The sequence below is a fragment of the Desulfobacterales bacterium genome (assembly GCA_034003325.1).
Classification (GTDB): domain Bacteria; phylum Desulfobacterota; class Desulfobacteria; order Desulfobacterales; family JAFDDL01; genus JAVEYW01.
In genome coordinates this window covers 115,508-137,399 of the sequence record JAVEYW010000008.1, presented here as the reverse complement: position 1 = coordinate 137,399, position 21,892 = coordinate 115,508, and the positions used below count along the sequence as shown (strand labels likewise).

The 21,892-nt window shown below is 51.0% G+C and carries 18 protein-coding genes; 16 read left to right on the top strand and 2 right to left on the bottom strand.

Translation table 11 applies throughout. The features are described from left to right. The first annotated feature begins 2 nt into the window (after positions 1-2). Together RBT11_10585 and mnhG are read left to right on the top strand one after the other, a co-directional pair. A complete protein-coding gene (locus tag RBT11_10585; protein ID MDX9787216.1) occupies positions 3-302 on the top strand; it encodes a cation:proton antiporter in 300 nt (99 codons plus the stop codon). Then, on the top strand, positions 299-679 hold the full coding sequence (gene mnhG / locus RBT11_10580; GenBank protein ID MDX9787215.1) for a monovalent cation/H(+) antiporter subunit G: 381 nt from the start codon (positions 299-301) through the stop codon (positions 677-679). The genes RBT11_10585 and mnhG overlap by 4 nt, the downstream gene beginning before the upstream one ends. 144 nt (positions 680-823) lie before the next feature. Here the strand turns inward: mnhG and RBT11_10575 are convergent, their stop codons facing one another. Both RBT11_10575 and panP read right to left on the bottom strand, forming a co-directional pair. After that, positions 824-1,456 (bottom strand): cytidylate kinase-like family protein, encoded by a 633-nt coding sequence (locus RBT11_10575; GenBank protein ID MDX9787214.1) that lies wholly within the window; start codon positions 1,454-1,456, stop codon positions 824-826. A 174-nt stretch (positions 1,457-1,630) separates the two neighbouring features. Further along, a complete protein-coding gene (gene panP / locus RBT11_10570) occupies positions 1,631-3,283 on the bottom strand; it encodes a putative pyridoxal-dependent aspartate 1-decarboxylase (GenBank protein MDX9787213.1) in 1,653 nt (550 codons plus the stop codon). 260 nt (positions 3,284-3,543) lie between these two features. Between panP and RBT11_10565 the strand changes: the two genes are divergently transcribed. The 14 genes from RBT11_10565 to RBT11_10500 all read left to right on the top strand — a co-directional run bounded on the left by RBT11_10565 (position 3,544) and on the right by RBT11_10500 (position 21,749). Next, positions 3,544-3,852 carry a hypothetical protein gene (locus RBT11_10565; protein ID MDX9787212.1) on the top strand — a complete coding sequence of 103 codons (309 nt, stop codon included), beginning with the start codon at positions 3,544-3,546 and terminating at the stop codon, positions 3,850-3,852. A gap of 556 nt (positions 3,853-4,408) precedes the next feature. Continuing rightward, positions 4,409-4,804, top strand: coding sequence for a hypothetical protein (locus RBT11_10560; protein MDX9787211.1), 396 nt, complete (start codon positions 4,409-4,411; stop codon positions 4,802-4,804). 467 nt (positions 4,805-5,271) lie between these two features. Beyond that, positions 5,272-8,166 (top strand): insulinase family protein, encoded by a 2,895-nt coding sequence (locus RBT11_10555; GenBank protein ID MDX9787210.1) that lies wholly within the window; start codon positions 5,272-5,274, stop codon positions 8,164-8,166. Positions 8,167-8,264: 98 nt separating this feature from the next. Beyond that, on the top strand, positions 8,265-9,659 hold the full coding sequence (locus RBT11_10550; GenBank protein ID MDX9787209.1) for a cytochrome c biogenesis protein ResB: 1,395 nt from the start codon (positions 8,265-8,267) through the stop codon (positions 9,657-9,659). Between the two features lie 87 nt (positions 9,660-9,746). Then, positions 9,747-10,589, top strand: a complete 843-nt coding sequence (ccsB, locus tag RBT11_10545; GenBank protein MDX9787208.1) for a c-type cytochrome biogenesis protein CcsB — start codon at positions 9,747-9,749, stop codon at positions 10,587-10,589. A 180-nt stretch (positions 10,590-10,769) separates the two neighbouring features. Next, positions 10,770-11,480 (top strand): menaquinone reductase multiheme cytochrome c subunit QrcA, encoded by a 711-nt coding sequence (gene qrcA / locus RBT11_10540; GenBank protein ID MDX9787207.1) that lies wholly within the window; start codon positions 10,770-10,772, stop codon positions 11,478-11,480. Positions 11,481-11,568: 88 nt separating this feature from the next. Beyond that, positions 11,569-13,842, top strand: coding sequence for a menaquinone reductase molybdopterin-binding-like subunit QrcB (qrcB, locus tag RBT11_10535; protein ID MDX9787206.1), 2,274 nt, complete (start codon positions 11,569-11,571; stop codon positions 13,840-13,842). 23 nt (positions 13,843-13,865) lie between these two features. Further along, complete coding sequence (qrcC, locus tag RBT11_10530; GenBank protein ID MDX9787205.1) at positions 13,866-14,687, top strand: menaquinone reductase iron-sulfur cluster-binding subunit QrcC; 822 nt, start codon at positions 13,866-13,868, stop codon at positions 14,685-14,687. 78 nt (positions 14,688-14,765) lie between these two features. Next, entirely contained in the window at positions 14,766-16,007 is a 1,242-nt protein-coding gene (gene qrcD / locus RBT11_10525; GenBank protein ID MDX9787204.1) for a menaquinone reductase integral membrane subunit QrcD, read from the top strand. A gap of 25 nt (positions 16,008-16,032) precedes the next feature. Beyond that, positions 16,033-16,197: a hypothetical protein gene (locus RBT11_10520; protein ID MDX9787203.1), complete on the top strand. Its 165-nt coding sequence runs from the start codon at positions 16,033-16,035 to the stop codon at positions 16,195-16,197. Between the two features lie 123 nt (positions 16,198-16,320). After that, positions 16,321-17,583, top strand: coding sequence for a UDP-N-acetylglucosamine 1-carboxyvinyltransferase (gene murA / locus RBT11_10515; GenBank protein ID MDX9787202.1), 1,263 nt, complete (start codon positions 16,321-16,323; stop codon positions 17,581-17,583). A 137-nt stretch (positions 17,584-17,720) separates the two neighbouring features. After that, positions 17,721-20,180 carry a DNA internalization-related competence protein ComEC/Rec2 gene (locus RBT11_10510; GenBank protein MDX9787201.1) on the top strand — a complete coding sequence of 820 codons (2,460 nt, stop codon included), beginning with the start codon at positions 17,721-17,723 and terminating at the stop codon, positions 20,178-20,180. 90 nt (positions 20,181-20,270) lie between these two features. Continuing rightward, positions 20,271-21,014 (top strand): TIGR02757 family protein, encoded by a 744-nt coding sequence (locus RBT11_10505; GenBank protein MDX9787200.1) that lies wholly within the window; start codon positions 20,271-20,273, stop codon positions 21,012-21,014. A 153-nt stretch (positions 21,015-21,167) separates the two neighbouring features. After that, on the top strand, positions 21,168-21,749 hold the full coding sequence (locus RBT11_10500; protein ID MDX9787199.1) for a recombinase family protein: 582 nt from the start codon (positions 21,168-21,170) through the stop codon (positions 21,747-21,749). Positions 21,750-21,892: the final 143 nt, after the last annotated feature.

The window sequence follows — 21,892 nt, the reverse complement described above, 5'->3', positions numbered from 1 at the left end:
CAATGGACCAACTACTGCATCATGCCGCGCAGGTTACTCTGGTATTGCTGCTGGTGGGGATTTTTCTGGCCGGAATCCGGCTTGTGAGAGGCCCGGACCCGGCTGACCGGATCATGGCGCTCGACCTTATTTCTGTTCTGATTGTCGGCTTTCTGGCAGCCTTGTCGGTATACACCCGCAGATCGGCGGTGCTGGACGTGGCCATCGCCTATGCGCTCGTTGCCTTTCTGGGAACAGTGGCACTGGCTCGTTGGCTTGAGCGCCGGGCCGCGAAACGGCCGGGTATGCGGGAGGAACCATGAACGATGCCATTGCCGCTGTGATGATATTGACCGGTGCCCTGTTTTCTCTGGTGGCGGCGGTGGGAGTGCTTCGCCTGCCAGACATCCTGCTCCGGATGCATGCCGGCACCAAGGCCGGTACCATGGGTGCCGGGCTCATTCTGTTGGGAGTGGCTTTTTACGACATGGAAACCGGCGTAACCCTGAGGGCCTTGGCAGCTATCTGTTTTCTGCTGCTCACCGCGCCCGTTTCCGCGCACCTCATCGGCCGGGCCGCTTACCGATCCGGTATTCGCATCTGGGATCGAACGCGCATTGATGAACTGGGCGAATACTGCCGGCTTACCAGACATTGCAATTTACATGAATTTGAACCGGATCCGGACGCCGAGGGATGATCCTCCGAAACCCAAGCCCGAGTTCATTTCCATGCTCTCATTTCCAGATGCTCAATTGTTGAATTATTCCAAACTGGGGGTTATTCTGGGTTCCTTGCTCTCGGCGGCAACCGGATTGATGCTGTTAATCATTATTATTCGTAATCAAAAAACGCGACCGGCTGCCAACTGACACACCGCCCGGACGGCTTCTTCCATTTTAACTCGGTTCATGTTGAAAACCATATGATACAGATCGGGTTGATCGTAATCGGTTTTATCGAAATACCGGTACAGGTTAAGTCGCCGTTTGGTCTGTTTTTCCACAATGAACAACGCCTGTTTGCGCGGAATGTCATAGTGCTTTTCCATGAAATCGACACGGTGTTCAAGATCGGCAATCAGTAGAAAATGGTAGGTGTTCGGGCGATCCCCAAGAATATATTGACTCCCGCGGCCGATGATCACGACGTTATCCTGCGCGGCGATTTGGGGAATTACCTGATGCAGGAGCGAAATGTAGAGGTGGCCATCAATATAGCCCGGTTTTTTTTCCATCGCCACCTCCGTATATCCTTTTCGAAAAGGCCCCAGTTTTTTGGCCAGACGCGCCAGAAAACCTTCGCTGCCGGTCTCTTTAGCGATTGCTTCCACCCAGTCGGCGGAGACATTGGCTTTCATGGCGATCGCTTCCACAATTTGCTCGTCGATCAGGTCGTATTCCAGTTTGTCTGCCACCTGTTTTCCCAGCGTTCTTCCTCCCGCACCAAATTGCCTGGCAATTGTAATAACAGCCATATTTACCCCCCTTTGTGACATTGTATCGCGGTGCATGGCGTGCTGACCATTTAACATTCCTTATTCTCGATATCCCGTTGTTTCAAGAGGTTTATCGAACCCATTTATTAAGGGCAAGATTATAATCCAGCGCATGCGCAAGATAAATGGTATGGTGAAACAAGGCAATTCCCTTTAGGCATCCATGTCGGGATAGCCGGATTCTGTTCTGCGGTATATCCTTTCCTGTTCATCCAAAATTTCCCGAAGGATTCGAATGTCCGTCATCGGATTCATAATGACGACCCGCAACACCACCCTTTCATCCGCCCAGGGTTCAACCCCTTTAAGCGAGGTTCTCGATACAAAACTTTTTCCCGCTTCCCGCTGGTGGCGTTGTACATCGCGGTTGATGTTGTTGAGAATGTCATAAATCCGTTTTTTCCCCGCCTTGTTTTGATCGGCAAAGGCTTGTTTGAGCTTGGCGGGATAGAGCCGATAGGTGAGAATATTGAGCGTTGGTGGAGTCGTCAGTTCAAAATCCGCCCGCCGTTCGATCTCGTCCGCGAATTCCCGTGCGGTTCGAATGCCGTGATCAATCAAAAGGGCATATCCGTTGGTTCCCATAATTTTAAGGGCGCTGTCGAGAATCAGGGAATTGGCCTCTCTTGAGCCGGAGAGGGATTTAATGCCTAAATCGACTGAGCCGGGACGGTTGATATAGCGGGCATGATAAGCGATGGCATCCAGCGCCTGAGGGTCCTTGAAATAAACCATTCCGCAACTCATGGGCATATAAAATTGTTTGTGCCCGTCGATGGTGACTGAATCGCCCAATTCGATGCCCTTCAGCAGGTGGCGGTATTTATCGGACATGAGCGTGGGCCCGCCCCATGCCGCGTCGATATGAAAATGAACACCGTAGGTGCGGCTTATCTCACTGAGCGCTTCGAGGGGGTCGATCGTGCCGGTTTCCGTGGCCCCCGCAATGCCGATGATAGCCAAGATTCGAGTCTTCCCTTCATTTTTAAGTTGACGAATCTTTTTTTGAAGGCATTGAAGGTCGAGGTGGTGATTTTGATCCACGTCAATGGCGATTACATTTTCGTTGCCGATGCCCAGAATACCGCCGGCTTTTCTCAGGGAATAATGCCCCAGCCGGGAAACAAGGATAACGCATCGGTCCAGGTCATAGGCACTGTAAGCGGCTGCCACACCTTGTTTTTCGATGCCGTCAAACCCGGGCTTGGGCCCAAAAAGACGATTTCGGGCGACCCAGAGAGCGGTAATATTGGCGATGGTGCCGTCTTCTGTGAAACAACCCAACGCGGATTCCGTTTTTTGGACATGCTCGGCATAAAAAGCCTCCTCCCGATTAAATACCAACCGATGGATTTTGGCAAGAATCTGCTTTTCCAGAATGGAGACGACTTTTGAAGTTTCCAGTTTAACGACATTTTGATTCAGTGCCGCCGTGATGGACTTTAAATGTACCATAAAAAAAGGGATGGCGGCTGTCATGTGGCCGACAAAATAAGGAGAGGCCACATTGACGGCGTGAGGTGCGATATCCTGGACCAAATCGGTAATGACTTCGGCAAGTTTTTTTTCCGGGGTTTTGGGAAGACGCGTTTCTGAAAATTGTTCGGAGAGATCTTTCAGGGATTTTTCTTCGGTAATTCCAACGTGTGCTTTGAGAAAATCGTTCAGGCCGAAAAGAATTTGTTCCATATATTTGAGGAGGGTATTTTTTGCTTCTTCATTTTCAGGCCTGAGGAAAGTGCGTTCCAGCGCCTGCCAATCGGCGACGAGTGTTTTTGAGACAAGGGGACCCATTTTGTCGTTCATTTGAAGCCTTTGCGGTATTGCCGTCCGGCGGCCTTCGAATCGTTGCGGCCCCGGCGCTTTTGTGTTACTTAATAACACTGTTAACGGTTGAAGGTGGTGTTAAATCCTTCTGAAGGGGCTTGTGTTGACCATAAGCCCGTTGGAAGGTCTTTAAGGCCACGTATGGTGACAATTAGAGCATATTACCATGCTTGAATAAATTATCAAGGACTTGGGTTGTCATATCGTCTAAGCGGAATGCTGAAGAAGGGGTAGGGAACATGATAACGAAAAATCCATATATTGTAACGGCGCTTATTTTTGTGGTCATTCTGTTCATAGGGCGTAGGTTTTTGCATTGGGGGGAGACCTCGAGCGCCTTTCTCCTCCTGTTTTTTTTCCTGGCGGTTATCGGTGTTCGGCTGGATGACATCGTGAAGAAAATAAGCGCCACAAACGATCGGTTGGACCGGTTGTTGAAGATTCAAAACGGGTGCGCATTCGTATCCGACCGCTGCGGGGAACCGAATACGGACGCCCCATCGGACGATGTATCCCCAGTGTTGTCAAAAGAAGATAGTTCGCCCTAACCCTAACAAAAATCTTCCCTCCCCCGCTTTTTTTATCCATAACAGTGCCATCTGGTTTTATAATCCATTATGTTTTCGCCTTCGGACTTCAGGCGTCGCAGGTAGCTGTAAATATTAAGATCATTGTAAATTCGGGTATCCACGAGTGATTGTTTTTTTCCCCAAAGGCGAAATTCATAAACGCGCCGGCCGTCCGGAAAAAAAATGGAGAATTCCGAACGGAGAGCGATCGGTTGTGTGGTTGGAAAGAGTTCCTTCTGAGAAGCGGATAGACGGTATCGCTCCGCCGAGAGATAGTATACCATATCTTTTGTCTGAAAAACTTCTATATTCAATATATTGTGGCGGTACTTTTTTCTTCTGCCCTTTTTGAGTTTGCAGTGTGTCTTGATTTACTATTATGGAGTCAGTCTTTCGCGGAAGACAAGACTGTAAGACTTCATAGGAGACAGGTTTTTTTATGTATCTTCAATAGATTTTGTTGACATTAAGAAATGTGCACATATAATGTAAGAAATCGTTTTGTGGACCAATTAACTACATGGAGGAATGAATAATGAAGAGTTTCAAAAAACAGTTAACCGACATCGCAGCAGCATTGTTAAAGCTGGCAAAGCAGGTAGAGGCCTTGTCCGGCGATGCTGAACCGGCTAAACCGGTACAACCGGCAAAAAAGGCGGTGGTTAAAAAAGCGGCGGCTACGCCGAAAAAGCAGGTTGCTCCGGGAAAAGAGAAGATTGCCAAGGCCAAGGAAAAACCGGCGGGCAAACCCGAAACCGTTCTGGAACAGGTTCTTGATGTGATCAGCAAAAGCCGTAAGGGTGCCAGCATCGACAAGTTGAAGGAGAAGACAGGTCTTCAACCCCGGCAACTCAGCAATGCGCTTTATAAATTGACAAAAAAGGGTTCGGTTGAAGCGCGTGCCAGGGGCATTTATTTTAAGAAAAAATAACGCGCTTGATTTTCTTAGCCTCGATGCGGTGTTATTCCGGGAGTCAGTATTCAGTTTGTCAGCCGGCCGAGGGCCGGCGGTTTTGGCTTTTCGCTAAAGAGGATGAAATTTCTCCCCTTATCGAAAAACAACGACCGTTCCGTCTTGGCGGCTGACGGCTGGGTACCGGTCAAGGCGGCGCCCGCAATTTGACAGCCTTTCCTTTGATTCCGGCCGTTTTTCATTGCTGACTTATCGACTTTTCCCTTCTCTCCGTCTTAATATTTCAACATTCGGTGTTCACCTGTCGGCAAGTCCAGGGGGCACCCCATGCCACAGCGTTAATCTGCGTTTTCAGCATTGCTTCCCGAGAGGCCTGTCTTATATTTACAAATAACGCTTATATGCCTATAACCGATAACTCGAAAGCGAAAACCGGGCGGCAAGGCATTCTCCGTCGGACCGGATATGGAAAAGAGAGATTACGTATGATGATGACGGCGTTTTTTTCGAAGAAAACAGGGTATAGAACGATATGGCTTATCTTTATTGGTGCGGCGGCACTCGTTCTGTCGGCGGGCGGTTGGCTTGCCGCCGACGCGAAGGCGCCTCCTGCGTGGCCGCACGAGAATAGCGATCTTACAGCGGACCCGGCCGTTACCTATGCGCGATTACCGAACGGGTTCGGCTATGTGCTGATGAAAAACCGGGAGCCGATAGATCGTGTCAGTATGCATCTGGTCGTGCGGGTCGGTTCACTTCACGAGTCGGATGCGCAACAGGGGGTCGCGCATTATCTGGAACATATGCAATTTAACGGTTCCACCCACTTTAACCCCGGCGAACTCGTCAAATATTTTCAGACGATCGGCATGCAATTCGGACCGGATGCCAATGCGCATACCGGATTCGATGAAACGGTGTATGATGTGGTGTTGCCGGTCGGCGATTCGAAGCATCTGGCCGAAGGCTTGCGGGTGTTAAGAGATTATGCGGACGGGGCATTGCTGTTGACCGAGGAGATCGATCGGGAGCGCGGTATTATTCTGGCAGAGAAGCGAAGCCGGGATTCGGCGGATTACCGGACCTTTGTCAAGGTGCTCGGGTTTGAATTTCCGGAAACACGTTTGCCTGATCGTCTTCCGATCGGTAAGGAATCGGTGATTAAAACCGTTGATCAAAACCTGTTAAGGTCTTTTTATGACGGATGGTATCGGCCCGAAAAAATGTTTCTTGTCATGGTGGGAGATTTTGATAAGCCGACGGCGGTTAATTTTATTCGGGCGCGATTTTCGGATCTTAAGGCTCGGGCGTCCGAACTGCCTGATCCGGATATCGGGGTGATTCGGCATCAGGGAGAGAAGGCTTTTTATCATCACGAGGTCGAAGCCGGGAATACCTCCGTCAGCATTGAAGTGATTCGGAAAGTCGAGAAAACCCCCGATACATTGGCATTTCAAAAAGAGGAGTACGCCGGAAAGATAGCGAATCAGGTCATTCAAAACCGATTATCTGAACTGGTCCGAACCCCGGGGACGCCGTTTACATCGGCCCGCATTCATTCGGGGCGGTTTATGGGGGAAGTTGAATCCGCGGAGATATCTGCGACCTGTGCGCCCGAAAATTGGGAGGCCTCGCTATCAAAGATTGAACAGGTGCTTCGAGCCGCGATAGAACACGGGTTTACCGTATCCGAGGTGGCACGGGTGAAGAAGGATTTTCTGGCCAACTTGAATAATGCGGTCAAGCAGGCCGCAACGCGTCAAAGCCGGGTTTTGGCCCAGAAAATCATTCAGGCTGCGACCGACGATCGGGTGTTCATGTCTCCGCAACAGGCACAACAGTTGTTTGTGCCTTATATCGAGTCCCTGGGGCCGGGTGCGGTTCATGCCGCTTTGAAGCGAATTTGGGCGCCCGGGCACCGGCTCTTTATTGTCACCGGAAATGCGGTGATAGATGCGAAGAGTCGATCGCCCGAGGAAGAAATTCTTTCAGTGGTTCAAAAAAGCAAGGGCGTGCCGGTTATAAAACCCGCGGAGGCCGCTCAAATACAGTTCCCGTATCTTAAGGCGCCTTTGGATACCGGAGAAATTGTCAAACAAGAAAAAATTTCGGATTTGGGAATACTTCAAATTGAATTTGAAAATGCGGTCCGCCTCAACGTAATGAAAACAGACTTTGAGGCCGGTAAAATACGTATGGATTTGGTTTTTGGCGAGGGGAGATCCTGTGAGCCGAAGGAGAAGTCGGGCTTGTCGATCCTTGCAGAAGAAGTTATGAATGAAAGCGGACTCGGGGCCATGGATAGAGAGTCGCTTGAACGGGCGCTGGCCGGTAAGGACATTCGGTTAAGCTTTAATATCAGGGAAGATCATTTCTCTTTTACGGGAGAGGCGCCGTCGCAAGACCTGCCATTGTTGATACAGCTGGCATATGCGCACATTTTGGATCCTGCGTTTCGGCCTGAGGCCTATGCGCTCGTCATGGCGCGGTTCGGGCAGATGTATCAAGCCTTGCAAAAAGACATCGACGGGGCCATGCAGCTGGCGGGGCAGCGATTTCTTGCTGGTGATGACAGCCGTTTCGGGTTGCCTTCCAGAAAGAATTTTGAAGCCCTCTCGTTGGCGGATGTACAGGCCTGGATTGAAAAGCCGTTGCGTGAAGCGCCTATTGAAATTTCACTGGTGGGGGATTTCGATGAACAAAAGGCTATGGAGTTGGCGGGCCGTTTTTTCGGTTTATTGGAAAGGCGCCCCGCGCCAGGCCCGGCCCGACCGCGCGATATACCGCGATTTCCCGAAGGCGAATCGTTAACGATACCGGTATCGACCGAGATTCAGAAGGGATTGATCGTTATTGCGTATTCGACCACCGATTTTTGGGATATTCAACGTACGCGACGTCTTTCCGTCCTGGGTGAAATTTTTTCGGAAAAGCTTCGGGAACACATTCGCGAAAAGTTGGGCGTATCTTATTCTCCTTACGCGTATAACCGGCCCAGCAGAGCCTACCCGGGATACGGGCTGTTTCAGGCGGTTAGTTATATTGAGCCGAAGATGGCCCAACAGGTGGCGGATGAAGTAAAGAAAATCGGAGAACAAATCGCCGGGGGCGGCGTGACGGCGGATGAGTTGTCCAGGGCTCTTGAACCGATCATTACCAGTATCAAAGAAATGCGCCGAACCAATGCCTATTGGTTGCGCAACGTATTGGTCGGGTCCGCCGGGCATCCCGAACAGATTGCCTGGAGTCGATCCATTCTGTCGGATTATGCCGCCATTACTGCCGAGGACATCATAACGCTGGCAAAAAGGTATTTGATACCTGAAAAAGCGGCGCAAATTGTGGTGCATCCCCTGAAAAGCGATGGAAAAACAGATTGATTCCGGGATGGTGCCTTAAGCGCTTTTCTCCTGTTGCCTCGGGTATGCGGATCTGATAGTGACTGGGGGCTGAGTTTTTTGCCGGGAAAGGATAATGAATGAACAAACAGGGTGCATCCCTTGGATTTGCGGATACCATTTGGAATTTTTTCGCATCGGTGCGATTAACCGTTGTCGTATTGCTGACGCTGGCGGTGACATCAATTATCGGGACGCTGATCCCGCAGAATGCGGAACCAGCGGGTTATATACAAAAATACGGCGTTGAGGCTTACAGGATTTTTTCAATTCTGAATCTGACGGATATGTACCATTCCGGCTGGTTTCGGTTTTTTATGGCCATGCTGACGATGAACATAGTGGTTTGTTCACTGGACCGCCTTTCCGCCACGCTCAAAATCGTATTTGTGAAAAACCCAAAATTTCAGATTGAGCGGTTTCGGGGCTTGGATGATAATTCGGGCCGTTTGTCATCGAAAACGCCCGCGGAACTCATCAGTCTTTACAGCGATCGGGTATCCGGCTGGTTCGGTTATTGGCGGACTGAAGAAACGGATCGCGGGGTTGCCATCTTCGCGGAAAAAGGAAGATGGTGTCGGTTGGGGTTTTATCTGGTTCACATGAGTATCGTTTTGTTATTGCTCGGCGGGTTGATCGGTTCCATTTTCGGCTTTGACGGAAACGTGAACATTCCCGAAGGCGAATCCGTGGGTGAGATTCATCAGAGTAATTCACAAGTACCGATTGCGCTTGATTTTAGAATTCAGTGTGATGATTTTTCCGTCAGCTTTTATGAAACCGGCCAACCCAAAGAATACAAATCCCGATTGACCCTCCTTGAAGGCGGCAATCCCGTATTGACGCGGGAAATTGTCGTCAATCAACCCCTTCGGTATAAAGGGATCAACATTTTTCAATCCAGTTATGGTCAGATGCCTTCGGTACAGGGGCGATTGGATCCGGAAAAAATTCTTTTGAATTTTGAAGACCTTGAAACAAAATCGAGGTTTTCGGTTACGGCCGCCGTCGGCAAATCGGTTCAATTGCCGGAGAATCGGGGGGCGTTTCTGATTAAACAGATTGAGGATGCCAAGGTGTTTAGAGGAATGAATCTAGGGCATACCGTCGTGGGGGAACTTTCCTTGAGCGGCCAGGCCCCGAAGGAAATACTATTGCCGACCCAGTTCCCGAAATTTGACAAGATGCGCCAGGGCCGAATGATCATTACGCTAAAAGAGACAGAACCTCGTTATTACACGGGATTGCAGGTAACCAGTGATCCGGGCGTCTGGCTGGTTTATGTCGGGTTTATGATGTTGATTTTAGGCTGCTTGGTAACGTTTTTTATGTCGCATCAGCGTCTATGCATTGAAGTGATGCCGAGCGGTCAGGGCAGCCGCGTAATCGTCACCGGCATGGCGAACAAAAATAAACTGGGCATGCAACATAAAGTGAAGCGAATTGCCGCCCAACTTGCCCGGCTGGATGCGTAACCGGCCTTAAGGGGCTTTTGATGGCCCGGTCTTGCATGGGGCGTGGCAAAAACTATTCGAGAACAACCCTATTAATAAGGATCATGTATGAACAGTTCTTTTCTGTTATCCGTGACAACATTTATATACGGCCTTGCAGCTTTTGAATATCTCGTTTTCTTTGTATTTAATAAAAAAGGGATCGGCCGTTTCGCGTCATGGACGGCCTTGATCGGCGTGTTTGGCAATCTGGCAGGTTTTATTCTCAGATGGGTGGAGTCCTATCGGTTGGGTATCGGGCACGCGCCGCTTTCCAATTTGTATGAGTCCCTTGTCTTTTTCGCATTGACGGTGGTGGTGGTCTCGCTGGTGGTGGAATATCGTCAGCGAAATCCAATGCTCGGTCTTTTCGCCACGCCGTTTGCTTTTCTGGCGATGGCTTATGCGTCTCTTTCGCCGGCGATCAATGATCGGATACAACCGTTGATTCCCGCATTGAAGAGCAATTGGCTGATCGCCCATGTTGTAACCTGCTTTATCGGTTATGCCGCGTTCGCTGTCGCTTGCGGTATCGGACTGATGTATCTTATCAAACGCCGTGATTCCGATAACGCAAGTTCGCTCCTGTCACTTTTTCCTCCGTTGGCGGCGTTGGATGAATTGATACTTCAGCTTGTGAAGTTCGGCTTCTTGTTTCTGACCGTCGGCATCATTACCGGCGCGGTCTGGGCCAACTCGGCATGGGGACGGTATTGGGGATGGGATCCGAAAGAAACCTGGTCCTTGATTACCTGGCTTATTTACGCCACGATGCTTCATTTCCGTGTTTTTTTAAGCTGGCGCGGAAAAATATTCGCCATCTTTTGCATTATCGGGTTTCTGGCAGTGCTCTTCACGTATTTTGGTGTTAATTATCTTCCGGGGCTTCACAGTTACGGTGTCATCGGGTAAATCGTGTTATTTTCCGGCGCGTACAGCGTTCATTTAACTTGACAAACATTCTATCCAACGATACAAAATCCCCTTGATTTTTGTTTTTCGCGCTTTGGCGTTATAGCAAAGCGCGGGGATGCAAATTCGGTTTGAGGTTCGAGATCCACGGGAATATTAAATTATCTGAACGGAGTTTCCATGAGTACCTTAGATGACAAGGCAGGTGCGGGTTCTAAAGAAGCGGTTGACGACCAGGTTTCCGCGACCGCTGCGCACGAGTCAAAAAAGCCGGGTAATGGCCCGGCGGGGCCCATCATTCTCTTTTTTATTATTGGCCTGGCTGCGAGTTTGGCCATTGGCTGGGGGCTTTTTCCAAAGCTTCTTTATTCCCAGAAAAGGCAACCTGTTGATTTTAACCACAAGCTGCATGTCGGTGAAGTCGAAAACGGCTGCGCGAGCTGCCATTATTTTCGTGAAGATGGTAGTTTTTCCGGAATTCCCGGACTCAAGGACTGTATCGCGTGTCATGATGAGCAGCAGGGCGAGTCGGAAGACGAAGCGCTGTTCGTTTCCGAATATGTCCGGAAAGGCCGAGAAGTCGAATGGTTGCCGTACGCCAGACAACCCGACTGTGTGTTTTTTACCCATGCGGCTCATGTCAAAATGGGGCAGTTGTCCTGTGAAACCTGCCATGGGCATATCGGCGAATCCGAGAGCTCCCGGATTTACGAAGAAAACCGGATTAGTGGATACAGCCGGGATATCTGGGGGAAAAGCATTTCCGGATTCGGGAAAAATACCTGGGATCGGATGAAGATGGATGATTGCGCCGCCTGTCATGAACGCATGACCGGGCGCAGGACGAGTGTTCAGACACAATTTGACGCTTGCTTTGTGTGCCATAAGTAGCCGATTTCCGGCATATTGAACGGTATTTCGAACCCCCGGTAAGTACAACCAGTCGAACGGGTTTTTTCAGGTTTAAGGGGTAGCACCTATGAAAATAGACAGAAGAAGCTTTTTATCACTTGGTATCGGCGCGGCGGCCGGGACGGCGTTAACCCCGCTGCCATGGAAACTCATGGACGACGTGTCCATCTGGAGTCAGAATTGGCCATGGACGCCCGTTCCCGAAGACGGCGAGGTGACTTACGCTCATTCGACCTGCTCCCTTTGCCCCGGTGGATGCGGTATCAGCGTTCGAAAAGTGAAGGATCGTGCGGTAAAGATTGAAGGAATGGCAGGCCATCCGGTCAATAAAGGCGGCATTTGCATGCTGGGCCTTGCTGGGCTTCAACTTCTTTATGGACCCACTCGAGTTTCCGCGCCGCTCAAACGAATCGGGAAAAGGGGAGAAGGCAAATGGCAAAAAATTTCCTGGAGAGAGGCGATCGCTGAAGTTGTTAATCACCTCAGCCAGTTACGGGAAAAAGGAGAGGCGCACACGGTGGCCGGCATAATGGACCGGAATCGGGGCACGGTGCCGCAGCTTTTTGAACGCTTGCTGACGGCCTATGGTTCTCCTAATTTTTTCAGAATGCCATCGGTTCAGGATACCCACGAGCTGGTTCTGCATCTGATGCACGGCGTTCAGGCATTGGCGGGCTATGATGTGGAAAACGCCGATCTGATTGTCAGCTTCGGCAGCGGCATAATTGACGGCTGGGGTTCACCGGTGCGCATGTTTCGTGCCAACAGCGGCTGGAAGGCTTCCGGTGTGAAAGTAATTCAGGTTGAACCCTGTTTGTCCAATACGGCGGCCAAGGCGGATATCTGGGTGCCGATCAATCCGGGGACCGAAGCGGCGCTGGCGCTGGGGATCGCCCATGTGATCATTCGGGAGAATCGTGCCAGCGAGTTTGTAGCCCAATATGGTTTTGGTTTTCTCGACTGGACGGATGAGAACGGAAAGTCAATAAATGGATTTAAAACGCTTGTTATGGCGGAATATTCCCCCGAGAAAGTTGCCGAAATAACAGGTGTTGACGCGAATCGCATCATTGAGCTGGCCCAGGCGGTGATGAAAGCCAAAAGGCCATTGGCCTTAGGTGGGCGCGGCCAGGGCTGGACGCCCGGCAGCACCCGGGAGTTGATGGCGATTCACGCGCTTAATGCACTTGTCGGCAATATTAATCAGCCGGGCGGCGTTTGGGCAATTCCCGAGCCCGATTATATTCGATGGCCGGACCCCGAAATGGATCAGGTGGCGGCTAACGGCATTCAAAAAGGTCGCCTGGACGGCGCCGGTGGTCAAAATAACCCGTATTCACGCTATTTGCTAAACCGGCTGGCGCAAGCCGTTACAGACGCCAAGCCCTATCCGGTCAATGCCCTTTTCGTGGCCGAGGCAAATCCCTGCTACAGTTTGCCGGATGTCAAGGCCGTTCAGGCCGCATTTGACAAAATTCCTTTTGTGGTCAGCTTTTCCTCTTACATGGACGAGACGGCCATGAACGCAGACCTTATTCTTCCAAACCACGTTTTCCTTGAGCGCTACGAAGATATTCCGGCACCGGCAGTGATGCACCAACCGATCATCGGGCTGGCTCGTCCGGTGGTTTCTCCGCAGCGCAATACCCGGCATTTAGGGGATGTGGTCATCGAGATTGCCAAAGGGCTCGGCGGTAGTGTCGCGTCGGCCTTTCCCTGGACCGACTACATGGCCTGTATGAAGGAAGCCCTCGGCGGCAAATGGGAGCGGATGGCCGAAGACGGCTTCTGGATCAATAAAGGCTATACTCCCCCTGAATGGGAAAAAGCCTTTGATACCCCCTCAAAGAAGTTCGAATTCAGCGCTACGGCCTTGCTGAACGTTTCGGACGCTTATCCGAATGCGGTATATCAACCGGTTACGCTTGAAGGAGATAAATCCTTTTTCCCTCTGGTGATGATTTTTTACGACTCAATGCGCCTCTCCAGCGGTTATGTCGGATCTCCGCCTTTTTTAATCAAGACGGTTCCCGATACGGTCATCAAAGGGGCGGACGGATTTGTTGAAATCAACCCGGAGACAGCCCGAAAACAGTCCTTGGCCGAAGGCGATGCGGCTGTCTTACAAACCCCCAAAGCGAAAATAAGGGTGCGGGTACACCTGAACGACGGAATTCGTCCCGGTGTGCTGGCCATGGCTCGGGGCCTTGGGCATACAGCCTATGATGAATATTTGAAAAATAAAGGCGTCAACGTTAACGCGCTTAAAGGGGTGATAGAGGATCCGATTTCCGGTCTGGATGCTGCCTGGGGAATTCGAGCGAAATTGGTCAAAGCCTAACTGACGGATGCAATGAGGTTCTGATGAAACAAGGACACCAAAAAACCAAGAAATACGGAATGGTCATTGACCTGGACAAATGCACCGGGTGCGGCGCCTGCATGGTGGCGTGCATGACGGAAAACAATGTACCGTTTAAACCCGATGAATCGGACAAGCTTCTCAGTATTACCTGGATGCGCGTCTATCAATTAACCAATGGAAAGCCCTATCCTGATACGGAAATTTGCTATCTGCCCCGCCCCTGCATGCACTGCAGCGGAAAGGGAGACCACGGTCATTCCCCGTGCGTATCGGTTTGTCCGGCCACGGCAACGGACTATAGCAGCGAAACCGGCATCGTTAGCCAGATCTACACCCGATGTTTCGGGTGCCGGTACTGTATGGCCGCCTGTCCTTACCATGCCCGGTATTTTAACTGGTGGGATCCGGTCTGGCCCAAGGGCATGGAAACCTATTTAAGCCCCAACGTATCGCCCCGCATGCGTGGTGTGGTTGAAAAATGCAGCTTTTGTTTTCATCGATACCAAAAGGCTATGGACAAGGCCTACCTGGAAGGCCGGCGTTCTCTAAGGGAAGAGGAATACCAGACATCATGCACGCAGGCATGCCCTGCCGGCGCGATTACCTTCGGAGATCTGAACAATCCGGACCATACGGTGTATAAACTGGTCAAGCCCGATCCCGCTCACGGCGGCAGGCCACGCAATCCCAAAGCGTTCCGGATTTTGGAACGCTTGGGCACCAACCCCAAGGTGTATTATTTATCGGAGCGCGAATGGGTCCGAAAGAGCGGGGATAACGATATGAAAAACAATGCGAAGGCGACTGCGCACCCTTCATGAAAAGTCCGGGTCGACAGACGTACGCATAGGTTTTAGATAATTACCGGAAACTGAAAGACGTTGAGGAGCACATCCATGATCGATTCTGCATTAATACCCGAAGGCGTAAAACGCTGCCCCTTCTGGCAGTTTCTGCTCGCACTGGCGGTGACGGGTGCAGTGCTGCTGTGGGGCGTTTATGCCATGCTGCTCTGCTGGTTCAAGGGGTTGAATATAACCGGCATGAATGATTACTACGGGTTCGCCCTGTGGATATGGGCGGATTTGGCGGTGATCGCACTGGGCGGCGGCGCCTTTTTTACGGGCTTGCTGAAATACGTGATCGGCAAAGACGAGCTGAAAAACCTTATTAACTACGCGGTGCTGATCGGGTTCATCTGTTATAGCTCCGCGCTTCTGATTCTGGCCATTGATGTCGGGCAGCCGCTTCGAAATTGGTTTATTTTCTGGCATGCCAATGTTCATTCCATGTTGACGGAAGTGGCGTTTTGTTTATCATGCTATTTTGGCGTGCTGTGCGTGGAATACCTGCCATTGGTGCTTGAAAACCGCCAGGCGGACCGCATTCCCTTCTTTCATAACCTGACGCACAATCTCCATGAAATTATGGCAGTGTTCGCTGCCACCGGCGCGTTTTTGTCTTTTTTCCACCAAGGCTCTCTGGGCGGCGTTGCCGGCGTCCTGTTCGGTCGACCTTTCGGGTACCGTGAACACATTCTGATTTGGCCGTTCACCTTTTTTCTGTTTACCTGGTCCGCGGCGGCCTGTGGGCCTTGTTTTACGATATTTATTACGCGGTTGACCGAAAAGATCACCGGCAAGCGGTTGGTTAAACCGGAGGTGATTCATCTGCTGGCCAAGATAGCGGGGTGGATGCTTACCACTTATATCATCGCAAAAATTTGTGATACCCTGTACTGGGCGTTTTCGACCGCACCGGCTATGGGATTCACCCTGTCGCATTTTTATACCAATAACAGCTTATACGGGTACTGGATCTTATTTGCGGAAATCGTTGTGTGCGGAATTGTTCCGGCTGTCGTTCTGATTACGCGCGGCTTGCGCGAACGGCCGGGCCTTTTGTTTGCGGCCGTTACGCTCGCTTCCATCGGCGTGTGCCTGAACCGATGGGTGATGGTGCTGCAGGTGCTGGCCCCACCGGTTATGCCGTTTGATCAATGGGCCTTATATATGCCGACCTGGCCGGAAGTCGCCACAACGATTCTTCCGGTGGCCTACGGGGTGATTATGGTGTTGATTTCCTATCGGTATTTGCCGATTTTTCCGCAGGAAAAGGAACTGAACCCGGTTGAATCCTAAAAGCCGGTTGAAGGAGGTTTAAACGATGTTACCCTTTTCATTTGAATGGATCTGGGATGTGGGTCATATGGTGTTTCACGGCGGCTTGTGGTATGCGCTTTCCATTATCGGGATCGGGTTGACCTATTGTATCGTCAAAGCGGCCATTGATTCGGCCAAGGCCGGGGGCGGCGGTCACCATCACCACTGAGAGCGGCGTCTATGATGGTGTTCAAACAGGCGCGGACAGATGCGCTTCCCATGCGGGCTATGGGGAGCGCTTTTTATTTAAGGAACTGGTTTTTTACCCAATATTGGGGGCGCGGTCATTTCAATGGATAAAATTGTCATTAAAGGCGGTCGCCGCTTGCAGGGAGAGGTGGTTATCGGCGGCGCAAAGAACGCCGCCTTACCGATTCTTGCTTCCTCGCTGCTGGTGGATGGGTGGAATTCCTATACCAACGTGCCGGCGCTTCGGGATATCGACAGCATCAAGCAGCTTTTGGAAAAACTCGGCGCCAAAACTCAAACCGACGGCGATACGGTTCGTATCAACGCCGGCGGGTTGTGCTGCCATGAAGCGGCGTATGAACTGGTCAGAAAAATGCGGGCCTCGATTCTGGTCCTGGGACCCTTGCTGGCACGGCTTAAAAAGGCCAGGGTATCGTTGCCCGGCGGATGTGCCATTGGTGCCCGGCCCATCAATCTGCATTTAAAAGGGTTGGAACGGCTGGGGGCCGAGATCGATTTGCAGCATGGATATGTGGAAGCTCGCGCTGAAAGACTTCGGGGTGCGGAAATCTATTTTGATATTGCCACTGTTACCGGCACCGAAAACCTGATGATGGCCGCGACCCTGGCAGAAGGGGTCACCATTTTGCGAAATGCGGCAAGAGAGCCTGAAATAACGGCCTTGGCCGATGTTCTGAATAGAATGGGTGCAAATGTTCAAGGTGCCGGCACTCCGGTTATTAGCATTTGCGGGGTGCCCCGGCTGAAGCCTGTTTCGGATATGCCTATCATTCCGGATCGCATTGAGGCGGGAACATTTATGGTGGCGGCCGCTTTGACAAAGGGAGATATCACCTTGCAGAAGTGTGAGCCGAGCCATATGGAAGCGGTGATTCATAAATTGCGTCTTACCGGTTCTGAAGTGACTATCCACGGTGATTGTATACGCGTGCGGGGCGGCGATACGATCGCCAGCGTGGATGTCAAAACATTGCCCTATCCGGGCTTTCCCACGGATATGCAGGCGCAGTTCATGGTGTTGATGGCCGTGGCCTCCGGACTGAGCCTGATTTCGGAAACCATTTTCGAAAACCGGTTTATTCATGTCAGTGAATTAAGGCGCATGGGCGCCGACATTCAAGTGTCCGGCAATGCCGCCATGGTGCGGGGTGCGGCGTATCTTTCCGGTGCGCCGGTCATGGCCTCGGATCTTCGGGCCAGCGCCTGCCTGATTCTGGCAGGACTGGCGGCCCGGGGAACCACCGAAGTGCACCGCGTGTATCATCTGGATCGCGGGTATGAGTCGATCGAGAAAAAATTTGCTCGTCTCGGCGCCGACATTCAGCGTGAAAAAATGCCCCTTTGATTGAGCACCTCATTAAAAAGCTAACTTCCGGACCATAGCGGGAAGAAATACAAAAAAAGATATCCGGGCCGGTGGACACGACTTAAATCCAACCCCAATGGCTGTGTCATCGCCATATTTTGACGATTGCAACGTTAATGAACCGCCCCTTGCTGATACCGGCGTGCGCATTGATATGTGGTATCGCCCTGGGATATGCCTGGCCGGACCACCGGCAGTGGGTATCCGGCGCAGTCGCGGTCTGTTTTGCCGGCTGGCTGATTTGTTTTTTCTTGAGGCGGTCGGTTTTTTTTATCCCTGCCCTTGTTTTTCTTTGCCTCGGGTATCTTCTTATTCAACCTTGGGCTGCGCCAAGATTTGCGCCTGATCATATTTCCTGTTTTTCGAACAAGGGGGTTTATGCCATTGTGGGGCGAATTGACACCTTGCCTGAAATCAACCATCATCGCGTAAAATTTAATCTCAGCGTTCAATTTTTGGATAAGGGGAATACCCGAACCCGGGTGAGTGGCAAATTGCGCGTCACGCTCGCCGATGACGGACCGGCGCTGATGATCGGCGATACGATACGGCTGAAAGGTCATATTCGGCCGTTACAGAATTTCAACAACCCCGGCGGGTTTGATTATAAACGATTCATGGCGGCGCAACGGATTTGGGCTTCTGTCTACGCGCGAGCTGGTACGATCGGGATTCTGCAAAGAGAGGACGGCACCGGTTTTCCGAGAATGATTCGCGAAGTTCGCCGCGAGATGCGGATATTTTTATCGCAACATGCCGCCGAGAAAAATTTGGGAATTTTCAAGACGCTTTTATTGGGTGAGAGAGGCGATCTCTCATCAGATTCCCGGCGTGCCTTCGAACGGGCCGGAATCGCGCATTTATTCGCAATTTCAGGGCTTCACATCGGCATCATCGGTATGGTCGTTTTTTTTCTGGTTGGCCGGGTGCTCTCTTTTATTCCGTATTTACTTTGGCGGGGATGGACCAAGCGCGGCGCGGTAGTAATGGCCCTTATGGCCGTATGGGGATATGGGCTTTTGGCCGGTATGTCACCTTCGACTCAACGAGCGGTTTGCATGATCACCCTGTTTTTTTTATCCGTTTGTATCGGGCGTGCGCAAGATCTGCTTAACACTATAGCGGCTGCCGCCATCGTTATTCTTCTGATAGATCCACCCACATTGATAGCCGTTTCTTTTCAGCTTTCATTTGCCGCGACCGGGGCGACCATTTTATGCCTTCATGCGGTTAAAAGGGTAATTGCCTCCGCGGGCCTATCCTTGTGGGCTGTGATGCAGCGAAAACTTCTAATGCTTTTTTTTGTGTCGATAGCCGCGAATTTGGGCACGTTGCCCCTGGTTATGATGTATTTTCAACAGGTTTCAATGATCGGGGTGGTTTCAAATCTGGTTTTTGTGCCGTTGATCGGATTCGTGGTTTTGCCGTTAGCGCTCTTTGCCGTATGCATGCTTCTCATGAGTCAGGTGGTTGCAGCGTGGCTTTTGTGGCCTGCGGATCAATTGGTGTCCGCCTTGTTGGTAATCCTGGAAAAAATGGCGGCGTGGCCCTTTGCTGCCGTCATGACGATCGTGCCTTCGCCGCTGGAAGTTTGTGGCTACTATGTCACGATAGGGTTACTGATATCTGTTTTCCTTCGGCAAAATGGGCGGATGGCCGAAGCGCACAGACGATTGGATATTCTTCGAGTGGGGATAGCGGCTTGTGCGCTGATCCTCTTGGCGGATATCGGATACTGGTGCTACCAGCGTTTTTGGCGAAATGATCTGCGCGTAACCGTGCTGGATGTCGGACAGGGTACGGCGAACTTATTGGAATTGCCGAGTGGAAGGGTTTTGTTAATTGACGGTGGCGGCTTTGCCGATAATGACGTCTTTGATGTCGGGAAAAATATTATCGCCCCGTTGTTGCTGCGGAAAAAAATTCGAACGGTGGAAGATATCGTTCTCTCTCACCCCGACAGCGACCATTTGAACGGACTGCTGTATATTGCCGAAAATTTTCGTGTCAAGCGACTCATGAGCAATAATGAGTCCGTCGATACAAAAGCATATGATCATTTGAAGCGGATCATCGCGGAAAAACAAATTTTGGCAACCGATTTTCGGACTTCGCCGCGTATCGAAAAAATGGACGAGGTTCTAATTAAGTATCTTTATCCCCCGGCTGACTATATGGGCACCCGGTCAAGGGCTGCCTGGCGAACCACCAATAATAATTCGTTGGTGGTACAGGTGCGATTGGGTGCGCATGCGTTTTTGTTTCCGGGCGATATAGAACGAGCAGCCGAAGGGGAGCTTGTGAACAATGCCGGCGATACCCTTAAAAGCGACGTGCTGATCGCTCCTCACCATGGAAGCCGGTCTTCCGGCACAGAAGCCTTCTTGAAAAAGGTACAACCACGGGTGGTCGTTTTTTCAGCTGCATCGCGAACCTGGCGGCCATTGCCGCATCCGGAGGCGTTGGTGCGCTATCGTGCGGTATGCGAACGGCTCTACGGTACGGCGACATGCGGTGCGGTATGTTTTTCCACCAATGGCCGGCGGCTGAGGGTATGGACAACAAAAAAATTGTGAGGGCTTTTTCAATACCATTCTTTTTCAAGGTTGCTTTGTGCTTTTCAGGTCGATATAAGATAAACATGGACTTAAAAAAAACTAGACTGCCTGTACGAAAGTTATAATCATCCCAAATATGTTCATCCGGACCCTATTGAGTTCTTGTATGCTTTCAGTTCTTCCGAGGATCGGGAAATTGTCGGTTTTTTAGCGTCGGCGCTGGCTTACGGCAGAGTGACCCAAATCCTAAACAGCGTTTCCCGCGTTCTTCGGGTAATGGGCACTTCGCCACATCAGTTTTTATTACAGTCTTCATGGGCTTCTTTTCAAGAAATGTTTGCGGGCTTTTCCCATCGCTTCGCAACAGGTGAAGAAATATCGGCACTACTGGTGGGAGCGGGTGGTGTTATAAATCGATACGGTTCGCTTCAGGCGGCTTTTCTATCCGGATATAGCGAAACGGACGAAACGATTTTACCGGCGCTGTCGCATTTTGTGAGCGTTGTGATGGAGGCTGCGCCGTCGTCGCCCGGGCACTTGCTGCCGCAACCGGAGCGTGGCAGTGCGTGCAAACGACTGAATTTGTTTTTACGATGGATGGTTCGCCGGGATGCCGTGGATCCGGGTGAATGGCGACAAATACCACCGTCCCGGTTGATTATTCCTTTGGACACGCATATGCACCGCGTCGGGTTGAATTTGGGGTTTACCGGACGCAAACAAGGGGATATGAAAACAGCGCTGGAAATTACGAACGGCTTTAAAGCCATGGTGCCCGAGGATCCCGTACGCTATGATTTTGTACTGACGCGGCTGGGTGTCTGGGGCAAAACACAATGGTTGGAAAGGTGAAAAATCAAATCTTTCCTTTGACAGTTACAATGAAGTGGTTTAACCTGAACTCTTTTTCTTTTACCGGCGGCGGCGCACATGCAGATGGTTTCTATCGCCGATGCCCGGGGAGCTGGATTTAATCGGGGAAAAACCAAAACAAGGAGGTCCTTTATGGACGATTTTCTGCATAATTTGCGAAAAAACACGGAACGTAATTACGAAAAACGAAACAAACCACAATACAACAATCCCCAATACCGTGGGCCGGAGCGTCGTGGCGCTCGGGATCAACAGCGTCGGCCATTTCAGAAAAAAAGCGAATTTGAGGACCTGATGGTGGACCTGATGCCGGGAATCAAGGCGCTGCTCACCGGTATCGAAGAAGGCCAGAGAAAGGTGATCGAAGTTGTCGAACGCACCGTAGAAGCCCAGGTACGTCAGGTTGAGATTTTCGAAACGATCGCTGTTTTATTACAAAATCTGGTTGAAGGCGCTGGAGATGATGTCCCTTTTTCAGGCCCGTTCACTGCAGATAGCCAAGGGCAAAGCGAGGTTCATAAAAGCGCGCAACCGGCTTCTCCGGCCATGATTGATCGTGATGAAGTGGTTGAATCGATTCTCAGGCTGCGTGAAGACGGCATGACCTATAAAGAGATTGCCCAACGCCTGGAAGATGAACATGTTCCTACATTTTCCGGAAAAGGCGCTTGGCACGCGCAGACGGTTCATAAGGTTTGCAATCGAGGCGTCTAAACTTGTCCTGAAAGATATCGGTTTAGAATCAAAGTGTTATGCTATTGATAAGCAGCCGCTACCATCGAATGCGCCATGTCCTTTTGAGCAATTCCACTCTCCCCTTCGAAAGGCTGCACACGAGTCACGGAAACACGCAATAT

Coding starts and splice junctions, on each gene's coding strand:
- RBT11_10555 (MDX9787210.1), top strand. CDS start 5,272: ATGATGATGACGGCGTTTTTTTCGAAGAAAACAGGGTATAGAACGATA.
- RBT11_10510 (MDX9787201.1), top strand. CDS start 17,721: ATGAACCGCCCCTTGCTGATACCGGCGTGCGCATTGATATGTGGTATC.
- panP (MDX9787213.1), bottom strand. CDS start 3,283: ATGAACGACAAAATGGGTCCCCTTGTCTCAAAAACACTCGTCGCCGAT.
- qrcC (MDX9787205.1), top strand. CDS start 13,866: ATGAAACAAGGACACCAAAAAACCAAGAAATACGGAATGGTCATTGAC.
- RBT11_10565 (MDX9787212.1), top strand. CDS start 3,544: ATGATAACGAAAAATCCATATATTGTAACGGCGCTTATTTTTGTGGTC.
- ccsB (MDX9787208.1), top strand. CDS start 9,747: ATGAACAGTTCTTTTCTGTTATCCGTGACAACATTTATATACGGCCTT.
- mnhG (MDX9787215.1), top strand. CDS start 299: ATGAACGATGCCATTGCCGCTGTGATGATATTGACCGGTGCCCTGTTT.
- qrcA (MDX9787207.1), top strand. CDS start 10,770: ATGAGTACCTTAGATGACAAGGCAGGTGCGGGTTCTAAAGAAGCGGTT.
- RBT11_10520 (MDX9787203.1), top strand. CDS start 16,033: ATGTTACCCTTTTCATTTGAATGGATCTGGGATGTGGGTCATATGGTG.
- RBT11_10575 (MDX9787214.1), bottom strand. CDS start 1,456: ATGGCTGTTATTACAATTGCCAGGCAATTTGGTGCGGGAGGAAGAACG.
- RBT11_10585 (MDX9787216.1), top strand. CDS start 3: ATGGACCAACTACTGCATCATGCCGCGCAGGTTACTCTGGTATTGCTG.
- murA (MDX9787202.1), top strand. CDS start 16,321: ATGGATAAAATTGTCATTAAAGGCGGTCGCCGCTTGCAGGGAGAGGTG.
- RBT11_10550 (MDX9787209.1), top strand. CDS start 8,265: ATGAACAAACAGGGTGCATCCCTTGGATTTGCGGATACCATTTGGAAT.
- RBT11_10500 (MDX9787199.1), top strand. CDS start 21,168: ATGGACGATTTTCTGCATAATTTGCGAAAAAACACGGAACGTAATTAC.
- qrcB (MDX9787206.1), top strand. CDS start 11,569: ATGAAAATAGACAGAAGAAGCTTTTTATCACTTGGTATCGGCGCGGCG.
- RBT11_10560 (MDX9787211.1), top strand. CDS start 4,409: ATGAAGAGTTTCAAAAAACAGTTAACCGACATCGCAGCAGCATTGTTA.